Genomic DNA, 12,867 nt, shown 5'->3' with positions numbered 1-12,867 from the left:
ACAGCTTATCTGATATACAACTAATAGAACAGATGGAACTCACCAACGATGGGAGCCCCGGCCATGTTCACCCTCGACATCACCCCGACCACGCTCACCGTGCGCTACGAGCGCTGGACGCGGCTCTTCGTCCGCAGGGCGCGCACCGACATCCCGCTGGCGGCGATCCGCGAGGTCGTGCCCGTGGCCCACCCCCTGTCCCAGGCCAGGGGCCTGCGTGCGGGCATCGTCGTCAGCGGCGTGCTCAAGGCCGGGACGTGGACGGGCTTCGACGGCGTCACGCGGCTGGTGTGCGCCCGGGGCGGCGAGCCAGGGCTGCGCATCGTGCTCGACCGGCGCATCGACGGCGTCGACGAGCTGGTGCTCAGCCTGGCCGGCGCCGAAGAGGTCCGGCACCGGCTGGCCGGAGCGGCCGCGTGACCGCCGTCGAGGTGCGCGGGCTCGGCAAGGCGTACGGCCCCGTGGCCGCCGTCACCGACCTGAGCTTCGACGTGCCGCCGGGCAAGGTCACCGCCTTCCTCGGCCCCAACGGGGCGGGCAAGACCACCACCATGCGCATGGTGCTGGGCCTGGTCGCCCCCGACACCGGCAGCGCCACCATCGGCGGGGTGCGCTACGCCCGCCTGCGCCGCCCGGCCGCGACCGTCGGCGCCGTGCTGGACACCTCCGGGTTCCACCCCGACCACACCGCCCGCGCCCACCTGCGGGTGTACGCGCGGATGGGCGGCTTCTCCCGCCGCCGCACGGAGGAGGTCATGGACCTGACCGGCGTGACCCCGTTCGCCGCGCGCCTCACCCGCGCCCTGTCCACCGGGATGCGCCAGCGCCTCCACCTGGCGACCGCGCTGCTCGGAGACCCGCGCGTGCTGCTGCTCGACGAGCCCGCCAACGGCCTCGACCCCGAGGGGAACGCCTGGCTGCGCGGCTTCCTGCGCGAGCTGGCCGCGCAGGGTCGCGCCGTCCTGGTCTCCAGCCACGTGCTGAGCGAGGTGGAGCAGCTCGCCGACCGGGTCGTGGTGATCCACGAGGGCCGGCTCGCCGTCGCGGGCCCGGTGGCCGACCTGTACGGCGACCCCCGCGTGCTCATCCGCTCGCCCGGCGCAGAAACCCTGCACGCGCTCCTGCCCGGCCTGGAGGAGGGGGTCACCGTCGAGCGCACGGCCGGGGACGCCCTGCTCGTCCACGGGCTGCCCGCCGACCGCATCGCCGCCGAGGCGAGCGCGCACGGCATCTCCCTGCACGAGATCACCCCCGTCCGCCCCACGCTCGAACAGACGTTCCTCAACCTCATCGGAGGGCCCGCATGACCGGTTTCGTCCTGGCGGAGTGGCGCCGCCTGACCAACGCCAGGCTCTGGCGGTGGGGGATGCTCGCGGCGATCTGCAGCGGCGCGTTCGCCGCGCTGCTCGCCCTCATCGGGCCGGAGAACTTCGACCCGCCGATGCCCGGCCTGCACACCGCGGAGGGCACGCGCGTGGTGCTCGGCCTGCTCGGGCTGCTCGCGTTCGTGCCCGCGCTGCTGGGCACGTCGGCGGTGGCCGCCGAATACCGCCACCGCACCATCACGACCACGGTGCTGTACGCGCCCCGGCGATGGACCGCGCTGGTCGCCAAGATCGTCACGTACACGGCGGCCGGCCTGGCCTACGGGGCGGCCACCGCCGCCGTGGCCGCCGCAGGGCTCTTCACGGCGGCCGCCGCCAAGGGCGTCACCCTGGGTCTGCCCGCAGGCGAGGTGCTCGGGCTGCTGGCCAGGATCGCGGTGACCATGGGCGTCTACACGCTGCTCGGCGTGGGCTTCGGCGCCCTGCTCCGCAACCAGGTGGCCGCGCTCGTGGTGCTCGGCTCGTACTTCTACGTCGTCGAGACCGCGCTGATGCTCGTCCCCGGGGTCAACACGCTCTACCCCTACCTGCCCGGCGGGGCCACCGCCGCCCTGACCGGCTTCACCTACCTGGCCGACGCCGTGGCCGCCCAGACGGGCGGGGCGGCGGGCGCCCTGCTGCCGGCCTCGCTGGGCGGCGCCGTCCTCGTGGGCTACGCCGCGCTGGCCGCGCTCGCCGCCGTCGCGGCCCCGTTGCGCAGGGACATCACGTGAAAAAGGGCGCGCGAAGCGCAGGGGTGCTCCGGCATAATCCTCCGGATGCATCGACACCTGATCAGCCACCTCGCCCATCGTGACCATCCCATCGCCGCCCCCATCCACGACGACGCCCTCGAACGCCTGCTCCGGCGGGCGCGGCTGCCCGCCGACGCGCGCGTCCTCGACCTCGGCTGCGGCGAGGCCGAATGGATCATCAGGGCTCTGGAGCTGCACCCGAAGGCGACGGCCGACGGAGTGGACGTCTCCGAGGCCGCGCTCGCCGCGGCCGCCGAGCACGCCGCCGCCCGCGGCGTGTCCGACCGGCTCAGCCTGCACCACACCACCGCCGACGGCTTCACCGCCCCCGAGCCGTACGACCTCGTCCTGTGCGTCGGCGCCACCCACGCCTTCGGCGGCCTGACGGAGTCGCTGCAGGCGATGCGCCGCCACCTGCGTCCCACCGGGCGGGCTCTCGTCGGCGAGGGCTTCTGGGAGACGACGCCCTCGCCGGACATCCTGACCCTGCTGGACGCGGGCCTCGACGAGTACGCCGATCTCGCCGGCACGGTGGAGCGGGCCGAGCACGCCGGCTACGCCACCGTCCACGCCCACACCAGCACGCGCGCGGAGTGGGACGAGTACGAATGGTCCTGGACCGGCTCGCTGACCGACTGGGCGCTCGACCACCCCGGCGCCGACGGCGACGCCGCCCTGGCGGCGGCCCGCGACCACCGCGCCACGTGGCTGCGCGGCTACCGCGACGTCCTCGGTTTCGTCACCTTCCTGCTCCGGCCGGTGCGGGAGCCGTGAGGCTCACGTGCCCGGTCGTGGCGGCGGCACGTGAGTCCCACGTGCCCGGTCATCGCCGGGACGGCTCGCCCGGGAGGGCCATGAACGTCACGAGTCGCCTCGGGAGAAGGTCATGAACTTCACGCAGCCCGGCGCCGACCTGGTGTGCCTGAACGCGGGCATCGTCGGCCAGGACCTGGGCGCGCCGTGGGAGGTGAGTGACGACGACTGGGACAGGGTGTTCGCCGTCAACGTGGGCGGCGTGCGCAACGGCCTGCGTGCCTTCGTCCCCGGGCTGCTCGCGGCCGGACGGCCGGCGCACATCCTGGTCACGGCATCGCTGGCGGGGCTGGTGACGTTCCCCGGCGGCGGGGCCTACGCCGCCTCGAAACACGCCGTGGTGGCCCTGGCCGAGCAGGCCTCGCTGGCGCTGGAGGGCACTCCGGTCGGGGTGACGCTGCTGTGCCCCGCGCTCGCGGTCAACGCGGTCGGGGTCGCGCCCATCCGCAGCGTTCCCGACAGCCCTTCACGCATCCGCGACAGGTCCTGCCGCGGCGCGTCCGGGCGGCTCAGGCTTACCGGTGCGCGTCGGCTTGTGCGCGGGCGCGTTCGATGTCGGGGACGTGGCTCTCGGCCCATTCCCGGACGGCACGTAGGGGGCCTAGCAGCGACCGACCGAGGTCTGTAAGGGCGTACTCGACATGCGGGGGATTCACGGGAATCTCCGTGCGGGAGATCAGGCCGTCGTACTCCATTGCGCGAAGCGTCTCGGTGAGCGCCTTCGGTGTGATCCCCCGGATGTGCGCCTTGAGCTCGGTGAATCGCATCGGCCTGTTGACCAGCGCGTTGACGATGAACACCGTCCAGCGCGCCCCGATCCGGTGCAGAACGGTGCGACTGGGGCAGGTCGCAGCCATGATGTTGTAGGCCTTACCCATGCACGACTCCCGGTAGCGTTGTAGATACCGGTATAGAATCTATACTGTCCGGGTTGTGTCTACTCCCGATTACCCGGTTCGTCCATCGATAGGTCGGCACGGCCGTTTCGTCGCAGCGATCATCATCGACTCGATCGGCACCGGTGTCTTCGTCCCCGTTTCGATGCTGTACTTCCTGGCCACGACGCCGCTGACGCTGGTGCAGGTGGGCGCGGCGCTGACGACGGCCGGGCTGCTGGCGGTCCCGGCGGGCCCTCTGATCGGAGGACTGGTCGACCGGTACGGCGCCAAGCCGGTACTACAGGCGGCGAACCTGGCCCAGGCTCTCGGCTTCGCCGGGTATCTCGTCGTGGACCAGCCATGGCAGATCGCCATCTGTGCCTGGCTGAACAGTGCCGGGCGGGCGGTGTCCTTCAGCTGCTATGGCGTGACCGTCACGGCGCTGGCCACGCCCGGCCAGCGTGAGCGCTGGTTCGGTGTTCTGGGGTCGGTACGCAATCTCGGCTACGCACTCGGCGGCCTCCTCTCCGCCGTCGCGGTCAGTGTCGGTACCGACGGCATCTACGCCGGGATAGTGATCGTCAACGCCTTGTCCTATGTCACCGCCTTCGTTCTGATGCGCGCCGTGCCGAATGTCCGTCCTGAGGCGGGTCAGGACGCTGCTGGAGGCTGGGTGCGCGTGCTCCGGGACCGGCGGTACCTGTCACTGGTCGCGCATCAACTGTGCTTCGCGATCTCCTTGTTCGTCCTCAACATCGCGATACCGGTCTACGCTGTGGACGTGCTGGGACTACCTGGCTGGACTGCCGGCATGGTCTTCACGCTCAACACCCTGATGGTCGGCTTCGGCCAAGGCATCGTCCTCGGGTGGCTCAGCGGGCGGATCCGCAGCCGCGTCCTCATCGCCGGACACGCCTGCTTTGCGGCCGGCTACCTCCTGTTCCTCGCCGCCGACCACGTTGCTGCGCTCGCTCTCGCGGTCGGCGTCGTGTTACTCGGTGCAGGCAGCTACACCTTCGGTGAAATGCTCGGCGGCCCCATCACGTCGACTATCGCCGCGGAGAGTGCCCCAGAAGCTCTCCGCGGCCGGTACTTGGCCCTCAACCAGCTCGCCGTGACTGTCGCAGGAGCGGTCGCTCCGGCTGCGCTCTCCAGCTTGCTGTCCACCGGGGCAGCCGCGACCTGGCTGACTCTGGTCGGCGTCAGCGTCCTCGGAGCCGCGCTCGCCACTACGATCGGCAGAGTGGTGCCGGCGGCGCGGAGCCGCATCGGAGGTGTCCAGAGACGGGCCGGGACCTGCTGCTCGCCTTGAACGAGCTGTCACTCTGCGGTCATCGTGGGTGCCGAAGCCATCGGGCGAGGCCGAGGCCGGCGAGCAGCGCCTCCCGGTCGCCGTCCAGCAGGGCTTCGGCTCGCTCCACGATGGCGGCGCAGACCGGGTTGCCGGCAACGATGTCCTGGGCCTCGGCCACTCGGTCGCGAGCGCCGGGGCTCCCGTCAAGCACGGCGGCCTCGGCACGCAACGCGACACACCAGCGGTGCCAGATCCAGGTGACCCAATTTCCACCCTTGCCTGGGTTCGGGGCCCATCCGCTGCAGGGCCACCACAGCCTGCCCGCGGTGCAGGAGGAGCGTCGCTCCGAAGACCGCCCCGCAGCCGTGGAAGTACTCCGGCGGGGCGTCGAGCAGGTTCACGATCTGCTGCCCCTGATGGTCTCCAGGATGTGGTCGGCCCCACGGTCGCGGGTGGCTCTGTGGACGGCCTCGACCCGGTCCCGGGTCGCCCTGTTGATCAGACGGGCGGTGCCCAGATCCTTGGCCCGGGCGAGTTTGGCGTCATCGCCGGAGACGCCGATGACCTCGGCGCCGTGCGCCGCGGCGATCTGCAGGCCGAACAGGGAAACCCCGCCCGTGCCCGTCGGGGAGGTTGGCAAGGGTTCAGTGTGACGGGCTACGGAACCGGAACTGCGCAACAGCAAGCGGTTGCTGGGCACGCCACACTTCTTCCTATGGGCAGATCGTGGGAACTTCGTCCAGCAACGCCGGCAGATGCCGGCTGGCTCGCCGACCTCAAGGCCCGCGTCATGCGACCCGCGCGCGCCGCTGCTGGCCGGGGCTGGGTCTCCTGGTCCGAGAGCCTACCCAGGGTGCGCGTGTCGTGACCGGAAGGCGCCGTATCCGTCGGATTTTGACCGACGCCGAATGGAAGGTGCTGGGGAGATTCCCCCTCACGAGTGAGTCCGGTTGACCCTCTCGGGGGAGGGCTGGGGGCTGGACCACCGGCACGATGAACGGCATGAAGCCCCTTTGGACCGGTATCGCCGCGCTTACCCCCTACATCTTGATGAAGACTTACTGGGCGTTCGGCGGGAGCGTCGGGCGGCCCGCTGCCGATCTTCCCGCCGAGATGCGCGCCAACGGGGCTCCGGAGTGTCTGGTATGGATGCAGCAGCACGGGATCGACTTCACGGTGCTCGGCGCCCTTTGCGGGATCGTGCTGCTGGCCGCGCTGGCTCGACCCTGGGGTGAACGGCTGCCGCGCTCGGCTCTGCTCGCCCTGGGCTGGGCAGGTGCTGTTGGCCTCACCCCTTACGGTGCCGCCACCCTGGTAGCTTCCGCCATCGGTTTTACGGTCGGCGATGCCGAGGGCGGGTCTTCCTGGGTCGGTTATGTAGGCGGATTCGCCTTCGCCGGCCTGGGCCTCTCCCTTGCCTTCTGCGCCCGCTCCTACCAGCGCCGCACCAGCCGTCCCCACACCCCGGCGGTCTCCTGACTCGAACGCGACACCAAATCCCTTTGTCAGCAGGCTCTGAGGTTCGGACAGTCCGGGGTCGGATACTGATCAACCATCCGTATGCTGCATCCCGGCGGCCTAGGTATGTCCATGGCGCGCAACCACATGAACACGCCGCCGAGGCCCTCAATCGTTCAGGCCTTGGTTGCCTCCACTCTTCAGGAATGACGTGGAGATCCCGGCCGGCCACGGCCAGGGCGGCGACCGGCAGGGCGGCCATTCCCGCGCCGAAGACGATGCTGCGGGTGATGAACATCAGCGCGAAGGCGAGGGGCGTGGGCATCATGCCGTCGAGCCCCAGGGCGGCCACCACGGCGAAGCCGGTCAGGCCAGCGGTGGCGAGGCCGAGACCCGACAGCAGGACCAGGCGCAGCCCGATCCTGTGCAGGGCGTGGCCCCACAGCGGGCTGGCGACGGTCAGGGCCGTGGCGGCGACGGTGATGACCAGGCCCAACTGGGTCTCGGTCAGCGTCAGCTCGCGGGAGAGCGGCGCCAGGACCGGGGTCAGTAACTGTTGCGCCGAGTACACCACCAGGACGGCGATGAGCAGCGGGATCAACGATCTGCGCATGGGAGCAGCCCCTCTCCTGGACGATGACGGCCGCGCGTCCGTGGCGGCACGGCCATGCGCCGGGGCGGGAGGCGTAGGGGAGCAGGGCCATCTCGCGGGCGGTCTTGATGGCCGTGGCGATTTTGCGCTGCTGCTGCACGGTGACGCCGGTGACGCGGCGGCTGCGGATCTTGCTGCAGTCGGAGATGAACCTGCGCAGCAGCGCGGTGTCCTTGTAGTCGATGCGGTCGGCGTTCAGCAGCGGGTTGGGCTTCTTGCGTGGGCCGCGGCGTCCGCACAGCCGGCGGTCGTTCGCCGCCGTGCGGGTGAGCCCCGATCGTGCTGTCGGGTGGCTGACCTGTCACATCTTGACTCGATCCTGGAACTCGTGGAGACTAATCCTACTTGGATAGTAGGAATGATAGGAAAAGAGGGGATCGTGCGAGCGCTAATCCTGCTCGGGCTGGTCGGTTTCGCGGCCCAGCTCGTCGACGGCAGCCTGGGCATGGCCTACGGCGTCACCTCGACCACGCTGCTGCTCGCCATCGGCACGAACGCGGCCGCGGCCTCCGCCACCGTGCACCTGGCCGAGATCGGCACGACGCTCGTCTCGGGTCTGTCCCACTGGCGCTTCGGCAACGTCGACTGGAAGGTCGTCGCCAAGATCGGTGTCCCCGGAGCCATCGGCGCCTTCGCCGGGGCGACGTTCCTGTCCAGCCTGTCGACCGAGGTCGCCGCGCCCGTCATGTCGATCATCCTGCTGGTGCTGGGCGCCTACATCCTGGTCCGCTTCACCGCGCTGGGGCTGCCGCGCGGCAACCTGGGCAAGCCGCTGCGCAAGAGGTTCCTGGCGCCGCTCGGGCTGCTGGCCGGCTTCGTCGACTCCACCGGAGGCGGCGGCTGGGGGCCGGTCGGCACCCCGGCGATCCTGGCCAGCGGCCGCCTGGCCCCTCGTAAAGTGATCGGTTCCATCGACACCAGCGAGTTCCTGGTCGCCATCGCCGCCAGCGTCGGCTTCTTCGTCGGCCTCGGCTCGGAGAACATCACCTTCTCCTGGGTGGCGGTGCTGCTGATCGGCGGCGTCATCGCCGCCCCCATCGCCGCCTGGCTGGTCCGCCACATCCCGCCCCGCATCCTCGGCTCCTCCGTCGGCGGGATCATCGTCCTGACGAACGCCCGTACCCTGCTGCGCAGCGACTGGATCGACGCCTCCAGCTCCGTGCAGACGATCGCGTACGTGACCATCGCCGTCATCTGGGCGGCGGCGATCGCCTACTCGGTCCGCGAATACCGTCGCGACAAGGCCAACGAGTCGGTCGAGGCGATCGAGAGCGAGCTGCAGCGCAAGACCGGGGACACGGAGGAGGAGACGGCCTCCGCCTGAGGCCCGCGCATCCGGGCCCGGCCCTCGTCCGAGGGCCGGGCCCGTGGCGCCGACACGCCTATGAGAATCTCCGCGCGCACCCAGTACGCACTCGGCGCGATGCTCGCCCTGGCCGCGGCGGACGGCCCGGCCCACGCGGAATGGATCGCCGACTCCCAGGGAATCCCCCGCCGCTTCTGCGACAACATCCTGCTCCAGCTGCGCAGGGCCGGCCTCATCCACAGCCAGCGCGGCCCCGACGGCGGATACTGGCTCGCCCGCCCGGCCGGGGACATCGCCCTGGCCGACGTGATCCGCGTGACCGAGGGCGTCGAGCAGGCCGCCAGACCCTTCCCGAAGGCCGCGGCCCCGCTGGCCGAGATCTGGGCCCGGCTGCAGAGCCACGAGGAGGCCCTACTCGGTGAGATCACCCTGGCCGACGTCGTTGCCGCCGCGCAGGAGCCGTCCAGGTCCGCCGGGCTGGAGGCGCCCTGAGCGGCCCGCCGCCGTCCCGCCCTCCGGGGACCACGCGCGTCACCCGAGGGCGGTCTCCACGTCTCCGGCGGGAAGGACGCCGGCGGGAGAAGCGCCGGGGAGAGAGACGCGGCGGTACCACTCGTTCGCCAGCATCAGGGCGCGGGCCGGCTCGGGCAGCGCGGTCAGCATGGTCATCGACGCGCCGCGCCCGACCTCCGACTCGTGCGCGTGCATCGCGGCCCACTTGTGCTCGCTCCATCGCGAGACGTCGAGACGGGTGGTGATCTGGTCGTCGGGCACGCCGGGCAGCGCCTGATCCGGGCCGGGATCCGCGCCGAAGACCGCCCGCCAGTGCGACAGCACGACGGATCGCGGGATGGTCGCCAGGTAGAGCGAGCGGGGCCGCCAGGGCGCTCCCGCGTCGCGGTGGAGCTGGTCGTAGCCGGCCGCCTCCACCGCGGCCATGGTGACGCGGTGGGCGTGCACGTGATCGGGATGGCCGTAGACGCCGTAGCCGTCGTAGGTGAGCACGACGTCGGGGCGGATGCGCCTGATGTGCCCGACCAGCACCCCCACCGTCTCGTCGAGCGGCACGTCCACGAAGCGCGGCGCTCCGGGTGCGGACTCGGGCTTGCGCGCGTCGGCGTAGCCGAGCAGCAGCGGCTCGCCGGCGCCGAGGATGGCGAGGGAGCGCTCCAGCTCGCCGGCCCGCCGGGTGCCCTCGGCCCAGGTGCACGTCACGACCGCGGTGACGGCGCCCTCGTCGGCGTACCTGGCCAGGGTGCCGCCCGTCCAGATCGCCTCGTCGTCCGGGTGCGCGTGCACGCACAACACGCGGAGCTCCGCCACGTCCCCCTCCTTACGTGATCAAGGACGGCCATGGTAACGAAGGCGTGTGACGTTTGCGACGTACCGCCCCAGGGGCTCGAACCCTGCCAATCCGGCTTAAAAGGCCGGTGCCCGACCAGCCGGGCGCGAGCGGCGAGGACAGAAGGGGCCCTCGATGAGCTGCCAGAGCACGATTCGAACGTGCACCTACCCGGTTCAGAGCCGGGCGTCCTACCTGTTAGACGATCTGGCATGGAAAAGGAGAAGGGTGGACCGACAGGGACTCGAACCCTGAACCTCTGCTTGCAAGGCAGACGTGATGCCTTTTCACCATCAGCCCATGTCGTACGGAAAGAAAAAAGCCACCTGGATGTTCAGGCGGCTGGTGAGCGATTCTCTCGACAAATCACCCAGAAGCACGCCGGACCACGGCCTGACCGGCCTGGCGTTGCGCCCGTTTGGCGGCGGCTGCGCGACCCATGGCTCCTCCTCCGGCGATGTCGTGGCCCGCTGATCGGCGGTTTTCCGCCTCTCACGTGAAACCACGATAAAGGGCGGAGCCCGGCGCGTGCCACGTATTATTCGCGGCTCCTCGTTCACCCGCGAGAAAGCCAGGGAAATGGCGGCGCGGGCCTGTTGTGCCGCGGAGCCCGCGCCTCCGAGGGCCGTCATCGGGCCCGTCATCGGGCCCGTCATTGAGGGCCGATATCGCGCAGGAGCAGTACGGCGATGTCGTCCGTACGATGATCGGCGGCGGCCTCGTCGATGAGGGCCGCCGCCAGGTCGCACAGCGGAGTGCCCGGCGAGGGGGCGAAACGGCGGGCCAGCCCGGTGATGGCGTCGCCCAGGTCGAGCCCGGGCTCCTCGATGAGGCCGTCGGTGTAGAGGGTCAGGACCGAGCCGGGATCGAGGACCAGGTCCGTGGCGGCGTACTTCGCGTCGGGGTCGATGCCGAGCAGCGGCCCGGGGGAGACGTCGATGACCTGCGTGGCCGCGCCGGGGCGGGTGAGCAGCGGCGGGAAGTGCCCGGCGCTGCTCAGGCACGCGGTGCGCTCCGCCAGGTCGATGCTGAGATAGAGGCAGCTGGTGAACCGGTCGGGGGACAGCTCGGCGAGCAGCCGGTTGGTGTGCGCGAGCACCTCGCCGGGAGGCGCCCCGGCGGAGGCATGGGCATGGATGGCGGTGCGCACCTGTCCCATGAGCGCGGCGGCGTTCATGTCGTGCCCCTGGACGTCGCCGATGACGGCCGCCGCCATGGTGGGGCTCAGGCGGATGAGGTCGTAGAAGTCGCCGCCGATGTCCATGCCGGGCAGGGCGGGCACGTACCGGGCGGCCACCTCCAGGCCCGGGATCTCGGGCAGCTGGTGCGGCAGCAGGCTCGCCTGCAGGCACTGGGCGAGCTGGTGCTTGTTGTCGTAGAGCCGGGCACGCTCGAACGCCTGCGCGACCAGCCCGCCGAGCGCCGTGAGCGTGGCCCGCTCCTCGCCGCTGAAATGGTGCGGGCGGGCGTAGGCGAGCACGCACGTGCCGAAGGGCCGGCCCGAGGTGGCGAGCGGCAGGAACGCCCAGGCGTTCATGTCGTCGGCGCGGATGGAGTCGGGACGCTGCCGGCGGAGCTCGTCCCACGTGGAGAAGAACGCGGGTTCGCCGGCTTCGTAGTGGTCCGGCGGGCCGGTCTGGTGGATGACGGGGCGCCTGTCGTACCGCTTGACGGCGTCCTGACTGTAGCCGCGCGACGCGGCCACGCGCATCCGGTTGTCCTGCCAGGTGAGGATGGCCAGAGCCTGGGCGCCGTAGACGGGGATGACGTGGTCGGCGACGAGGTCGACCACCTCCTGCGCGGTCACCGCACGGGCCAGCGCGGTCGCCAGGTGCAACATCTCGTGCAGCGCCATCACGCGCGGCTCCCGGGCGGCGTCCACCCCCGGGTCCACCCCCGGGTCCACCCCCGGGTCCACAGCGGGGCCGACCACCGGGCCCGCTCCCGGGCCGGCTATCGGGCTCACGACCGGGCTCATGACCGAGCTCACGTCCGGGCTCATGACCGGGCCCGCCATCGGTCCGGCGACGAGGCTCGGCTCGGCGGCGCGGGCGGCCCTGGCGGGCGCGACGCGTAGGGTGATGCCCGTCAGGCCCGGATAGAGGCGGAAGGTCAGCTGCCGCGCGCCGGGGGCGCGGGCGGTGAAGTGGGTGGCCTGCCGGCTGACGACCGCGTCTCGGTAGTGGTCCTCGTACGCGGGGTCGTTCAGCCACGGGAGCGACTCCCACAGCGTCCGCCCGAGCAGCTCCGACGGGCTCAGGGCGAGCAACTCGGCGGCCGGAGCGCTGACGAGGCTCACCCGTCCCTCCGTGTCGAGGCAGCAGTACCCCTCCGGCAGGCGGTTGAGGCAGTCCAGCGCGAGCCGGTGGGCGCGCCGGCCCGTGCCGGTCTCGCGACGCGGGTCCAGGAGCCGCGGCTGTGGTCGCGGGGTGATGGGGTGGCCCTGCGCGGCGGCCCGCCGGAGCAGGGCCCCGATCTCGCCGCAGGCGTGGTCGATGACGTCGCGCTGGCGCGGGGTGAGCTCGGAGGCGAGTCCCGACGGCCACAGCAGCACGAGGCCGCCCCACACGGCGCCGCCCGAGCAGACGGGGGTGGTCACGGCCGCGAAGTGGTACGGCAGGGCCAGCGCGGCGGCCGGGAAAGCGCGGGCCAGCTCCTCCCTGCCGCCGACCCAGATGAGCCGCCGATCGCGTACGGACACGGCGATCGGCAGGGAACGGTCGGTCTTGACCCTGACCCTCGCCCACGCCCTGGCGATCGAGCCGGGTATGCCCACCGCCGACTCCATCTCGAGGACGTGGCCGCTTCTGTCCAGCACGTACGCCATGCCGATGTGCGCTCCCGCTGCGCTGACGGTCTCGATCAGCAGCTCGTCGAAGCGGGACGACGCGCTCGTCCCGCCCGGACTCGGGAGGTGTTCGCCGTGCATGGCCTCACCACGCCTCGCTCATGAGCGAGAAGGGCGCCAATCGGACAAAACGCCACATACGGGCAGAATACACTTT

Annotated in this window: 15 protein-coding genes, 3 tRNA genes and 2 pseudogenes; 10 read left to right on the top strand and 10 right to left on the bottom strand. The window is 71.3% G+C overall.

The genetic code is table 11. From position 1 onward, the window contains the following. Positions 1-63 precede the first annotated feature (63 nt). The 5 genes from ACZ6SA_RS27030 to ACZ6SA_RS27010 all read left to right on the top strand — a co-directional run bounded on the left by ACZ6SA_RS27030 (position 64) and on the right by ACZ6SA_RS27010 (position 3,560). Entirely contained in the window at positions 64-420 is a 357-nt protein-coding gene (locus ACZ6SA_RS27030) for a hypothetical protein (RefSeq protein ID WP_347643982.1), read from the top strand. Further along, complete coding sequence (locus ACZ6SA_RS27025; RefSeq protein ID WP_465831154.1) at positions 417-1,307, top strand: ABC transporter ATP-binding protein; 891 nt, start codon at positions 417-419, stop codon at positions 1,305-1,307. The genes ACZ6SA_RS27030 and ACZ6SA_RS27025 overlap by 4 nt, the downstream gene beginning before the upstream one ends. Further along, a complete protein-coding gene (locus ACZ6SA_RS27020; RefSeq protein ID WP_465831152.1) occupies positions 1,304-2,098 on the top strand; it encodes an ABC transporter permease in 795 nt (264 codons plus the stop codon). Before ACZ6SA_RS27025 ends, ACZ6SA_RS27020 begins: the two co-directional genes overlap by 4 nt. 45 nt (positions 2,099-2,143) lie before the next feature. Continuing rightward, positions 2,144-2,893, top strand: a complete 750-nt coding sequence (locus tag ACZ6SA_RS27015) for an SAM-dependent methyltransferase (RefSeq protein ID WP_465831150.1) — start codon at positions 2,144-2,146, stop codon at positions 2,891-2,893. 112 nt (positions 2,894-3,005) lie between these two features. Further along, positions 3,006-3,560: an SDR family oxidoreductase gene (locus ACZ6SA_RS27010; protein WP_347643978.1), complete on the top strand. Its 555-nt coding sequence runs from the start codon at positions 3,006-3,008 to the stop codon at positions 3,558-3,560. Here ACZ6SA_RS27010 and ACZ6SA_RS27005 read toward each other — a convergent pair. Next, on the bottom strand, positions 3,448-3,699 hold the full coding sequence (locus ACZ6SA_RS27005; RefSeq protein WP_347644348.1) for a winged helix-turn-helix transcriptional regulator: 252 nt from the start codon (positions 3,697-3,699) through the stop codon (positions 3,448-3,450). The genes ACZ6SA_RS27010 and ACZ6SA_RS27005 overlap by 113 nt on opposite strands. Before the next feature lie 166 nt (positions 3,700-3,865). Between ACZ6SA_RS27005 and ACZ6SA_RS27000 the strand changes: the two genes are divergently transcribed. Beyond that, positions 3,866-5,122 carry an MFS transporter gene (locus ACZ6SA_RS27000; protein WP_347643977.1) on the top strand — a complete coding sequence of 419 codons (1,257 nt, stop codon included), beginning with the start codon at positions 3,866-3,868 and terminating at the stop codon, positions 5,120-5,122. Between the two features lie 19 nt (positions 5,123-5,141). On the opposite strand, the gene ACZ6SA_RS26995 is transcribed toward ACZ6SA_RS27000, so the two are convergent. Together ACZ6SA_RS26995 and ACZ6SA_RS26990 are read right to left on the bottom strand one after the other, a co-directional pair. Beyond that, complete coding sequence (locus tag ACZ6SA_RS26995; RefSeq protein WP_347643976.1) at positions 5,142-5,315, bottom strand: hypothetical protein; 174 nt, start codon at positions 5,313-5,315, stop codon at positions 5,142-5,144. 186 nt (positions 5,316-5,501) lie between these two features. Continuing rightward, positions 5,502-5,744, bottom strand: coding sequence for a zinc-binding dehydrogenase (locus tag ACZ6SA_RS26990; RefSeq protein ID WP_347643975.1), 243 nt, complete (start codon positions 5,742-5,744; stop codon positions 5,502-5,504). Between the two features lie 353 nt (positions 5,745-6,097). Here ACZ6SA_RS26990 and ACZ6SA_RS26985 point away from each other — a divergent pair, with 353 nt between their 5' ends. Beyond that, positions 6,098-6,583 (top strand): hypothetical protein, encoded by a 486-nt coding sequence (locus ACZ6SA_RS26985; protein WP_347643974.1) that lies wholly within the window; start codon positions 6,098-6,100, stop codon positions 6,581-6,583. A 262-nt stretch (positions 6,584-6,845) separates the two neighbouring features. Here ACZ6SA_RS26985 and ACZ6SA_RS26980 read toward each other — a convergent pair. Continuing rightward, positions 6,846-7,175: pseudogene (locus ACZ6SA_RS26980) on the bottom strand (MFS transporter); the annotation flags it as partial. Between the two features lie 64 nt (positions 7,176-7,239). Next, positions 7,240-7,455: pseudogene (gene rpsR / locus ACZ6SA_RS26975) on the bottom strand (30S ribosomal protein S18); the annotation flags it as partial. A 138-nt stretch (positions 7,456-7,593) separates the two neighbouring features. Between rpsR and ACZ6SA_RS26970 the strand changes: the two are divergent. Further along, positions 7,594-8,538 (top strand): sulfite exporter TauE/SafE family protein, encoded by a 945-nt coding sequence (locus ACZ6SA_RS26970; protein WP_443153991.1) that lies wholly within the window; start codon positions 7,594-7,596, stop codon positions 8,536-8,538. A gap of 60 nt (positions 8,539-8,598) precedes the next feature. Beyond that, the gene (locus tag ACZ6SA_RS26965; RefSeq protein ID WP_347643971.1) at positions 8,599-9,012 is read left to right on the top strand and encodes an RrF2 family transcriptional regulator; all 414 of its coding nucleotides are present in this window, start codon (positions 8,599-8,601) and stop codon (positions 9,010-9,012) included. A 39-nt stretch (positions 9,013-9,051) separates the two neighbouring features. On the opposite strand, the gene ACZ6SA_RS26960 is transcribed toward ACZ6SA_RS26965, so the two are convergent. The 4 genes from ACZ6SA_RS26960 to ACZ6SA_RS26945 form a co-directional block, all read right to left on the bottom strand. Beyond that, complete coding sequence (locus ACZ6SA_RS26960) at positions 9,052-9,843, bottom strand: PIG-L family deacetylase (RefSeq protein ID WP_347643970.1); 792 nt, start codon at positions 9,841-9,843, stop codon at positions 9,052-9,054. A gap of 61 nt (positions 9,844-9,904) precedes the next feature. After that, a tRNA-Lys gene (locus ACZ6SA_RS26955) sits at positions 9,905-9,977 on the bottom strand. Positions 9,978-10,002: 25 nt separating this feature from the next. Next, positions 10,003-10,075 (bottom strand) — tRNA-Gln (locus tag ACZ6SA_RS26950). A 16-nt stretch (positions 10,076-10,091) separates the two neighbouring features. Then, a tRNA-Ala gene (locus tag ACZ6SA_RS26945) sits at positions 10,092-10,162 on the bottom strand. On the opposite strand from ACZ6SA_RS26945, the gene ACZ6SA_RS26940 reads away from it, so the two are divergent. Then, on the top strand, positions 10,163-10,336 hold the full coding sequence (locus ACZ6SA_RS26940; protein ID WP_347643969.1) for a hypothetical protein: 174 nt from the start codon (positions 10,163-10,165) through the stop codon (positions 10,334-10,336). A 178-nt stretch (positions 10,337-10,514) separates the two neighbouring features. Here ACZ6SA_RS26940 and ACZ6SA_RS26935 read toward each other — a convergent pair whose 3' ends face one another. Further along, positions 10,515-12,791 (bottom strand): SpoIIE family protein phosphatase, encoded by a 2,277-nt coding sequence (locus tag ACZ6SA_RS26935; protein WP_347643968.1) that lies wholly within the window; start codon positions 12,789-12,791, stop codon positions 10,515-10,517. Positions 12,792-12,867: the final 76 nt, after the last annotated feature.

The organism is Nonomuraea sp. NPDC049378 (assembly GCF_055586745.1).
This window is presented reverse-complemented; position numbering and strand designations above follow the sequence as displayed.

Bases quoted from the DNA above. Each gene is read 5' to 3' on its own strand.
- ACZ6SA_RS27030 (WP_347643982.1), top strand. From the start codon at position 64: ATGTTCACCCTCGACATCACCCCGACCACGCTCACCGTGCGCTACGAG.
- ACZ6SA_RS27020 (WP_465831152.1), top strand. From the start codon at position 1,304: ATGACCGGTTTCGTCCTGGCGGAGTGGCGCCGCCTGACCAACGCCAGG.
- ACZ6SA_RS27015 (WP_465831150.1), top strand. From the start codon at position 2,144: ATGCATCGACACCTGATCAGCCACCTCGCCCATCGTGACCATCCCATC.
- ACZ6SA_RS27010 (WP_347643978.1), top strand. From the start codon at position 3,006: ATGAACTTCACGCAGCCCGGCGCCGACCTGGTGTGCCTGAACGCGGGC.
- ACZ6SA_RS27005 (WP_347644348.1), bottom strand. From the start codon at position 3,699: ATGCGATTCACCGAGCTCAAGGCGCACATCCGGGGGATCACACCGAAG.
- ACZ6SA_RS26985 (WP_347643974.1), top strand. From the start codon at position 6,098: ATGAACGGCATGAAGCCCCTTTGGACCGGTATCGCCGCGCTTACCCCC.
- ACZ6SA_RS26965 (WP_347643971.1), top strand. From the start codon at position 8,599: ATGAGAATCTCCGCGCGCACCCAGTACGCACTCGGCGCGATGCTCGCC.
- ACZ6SA_RS26940 (WP_347643969.1), top strand. From the start codon at position 10,163: ATGTCGTACGGAAAGAAAAAAGCCACCTGGATGTTCAGGCGGCTGGTG.
- ACZ6SA_RS26935 (WP_347643968.1), bottom strand. From the start codon at position 12,791: ATGCACGGCGAACACCTCCCGAGTCCGGGCGGGACGAGCGCGTCGTCC.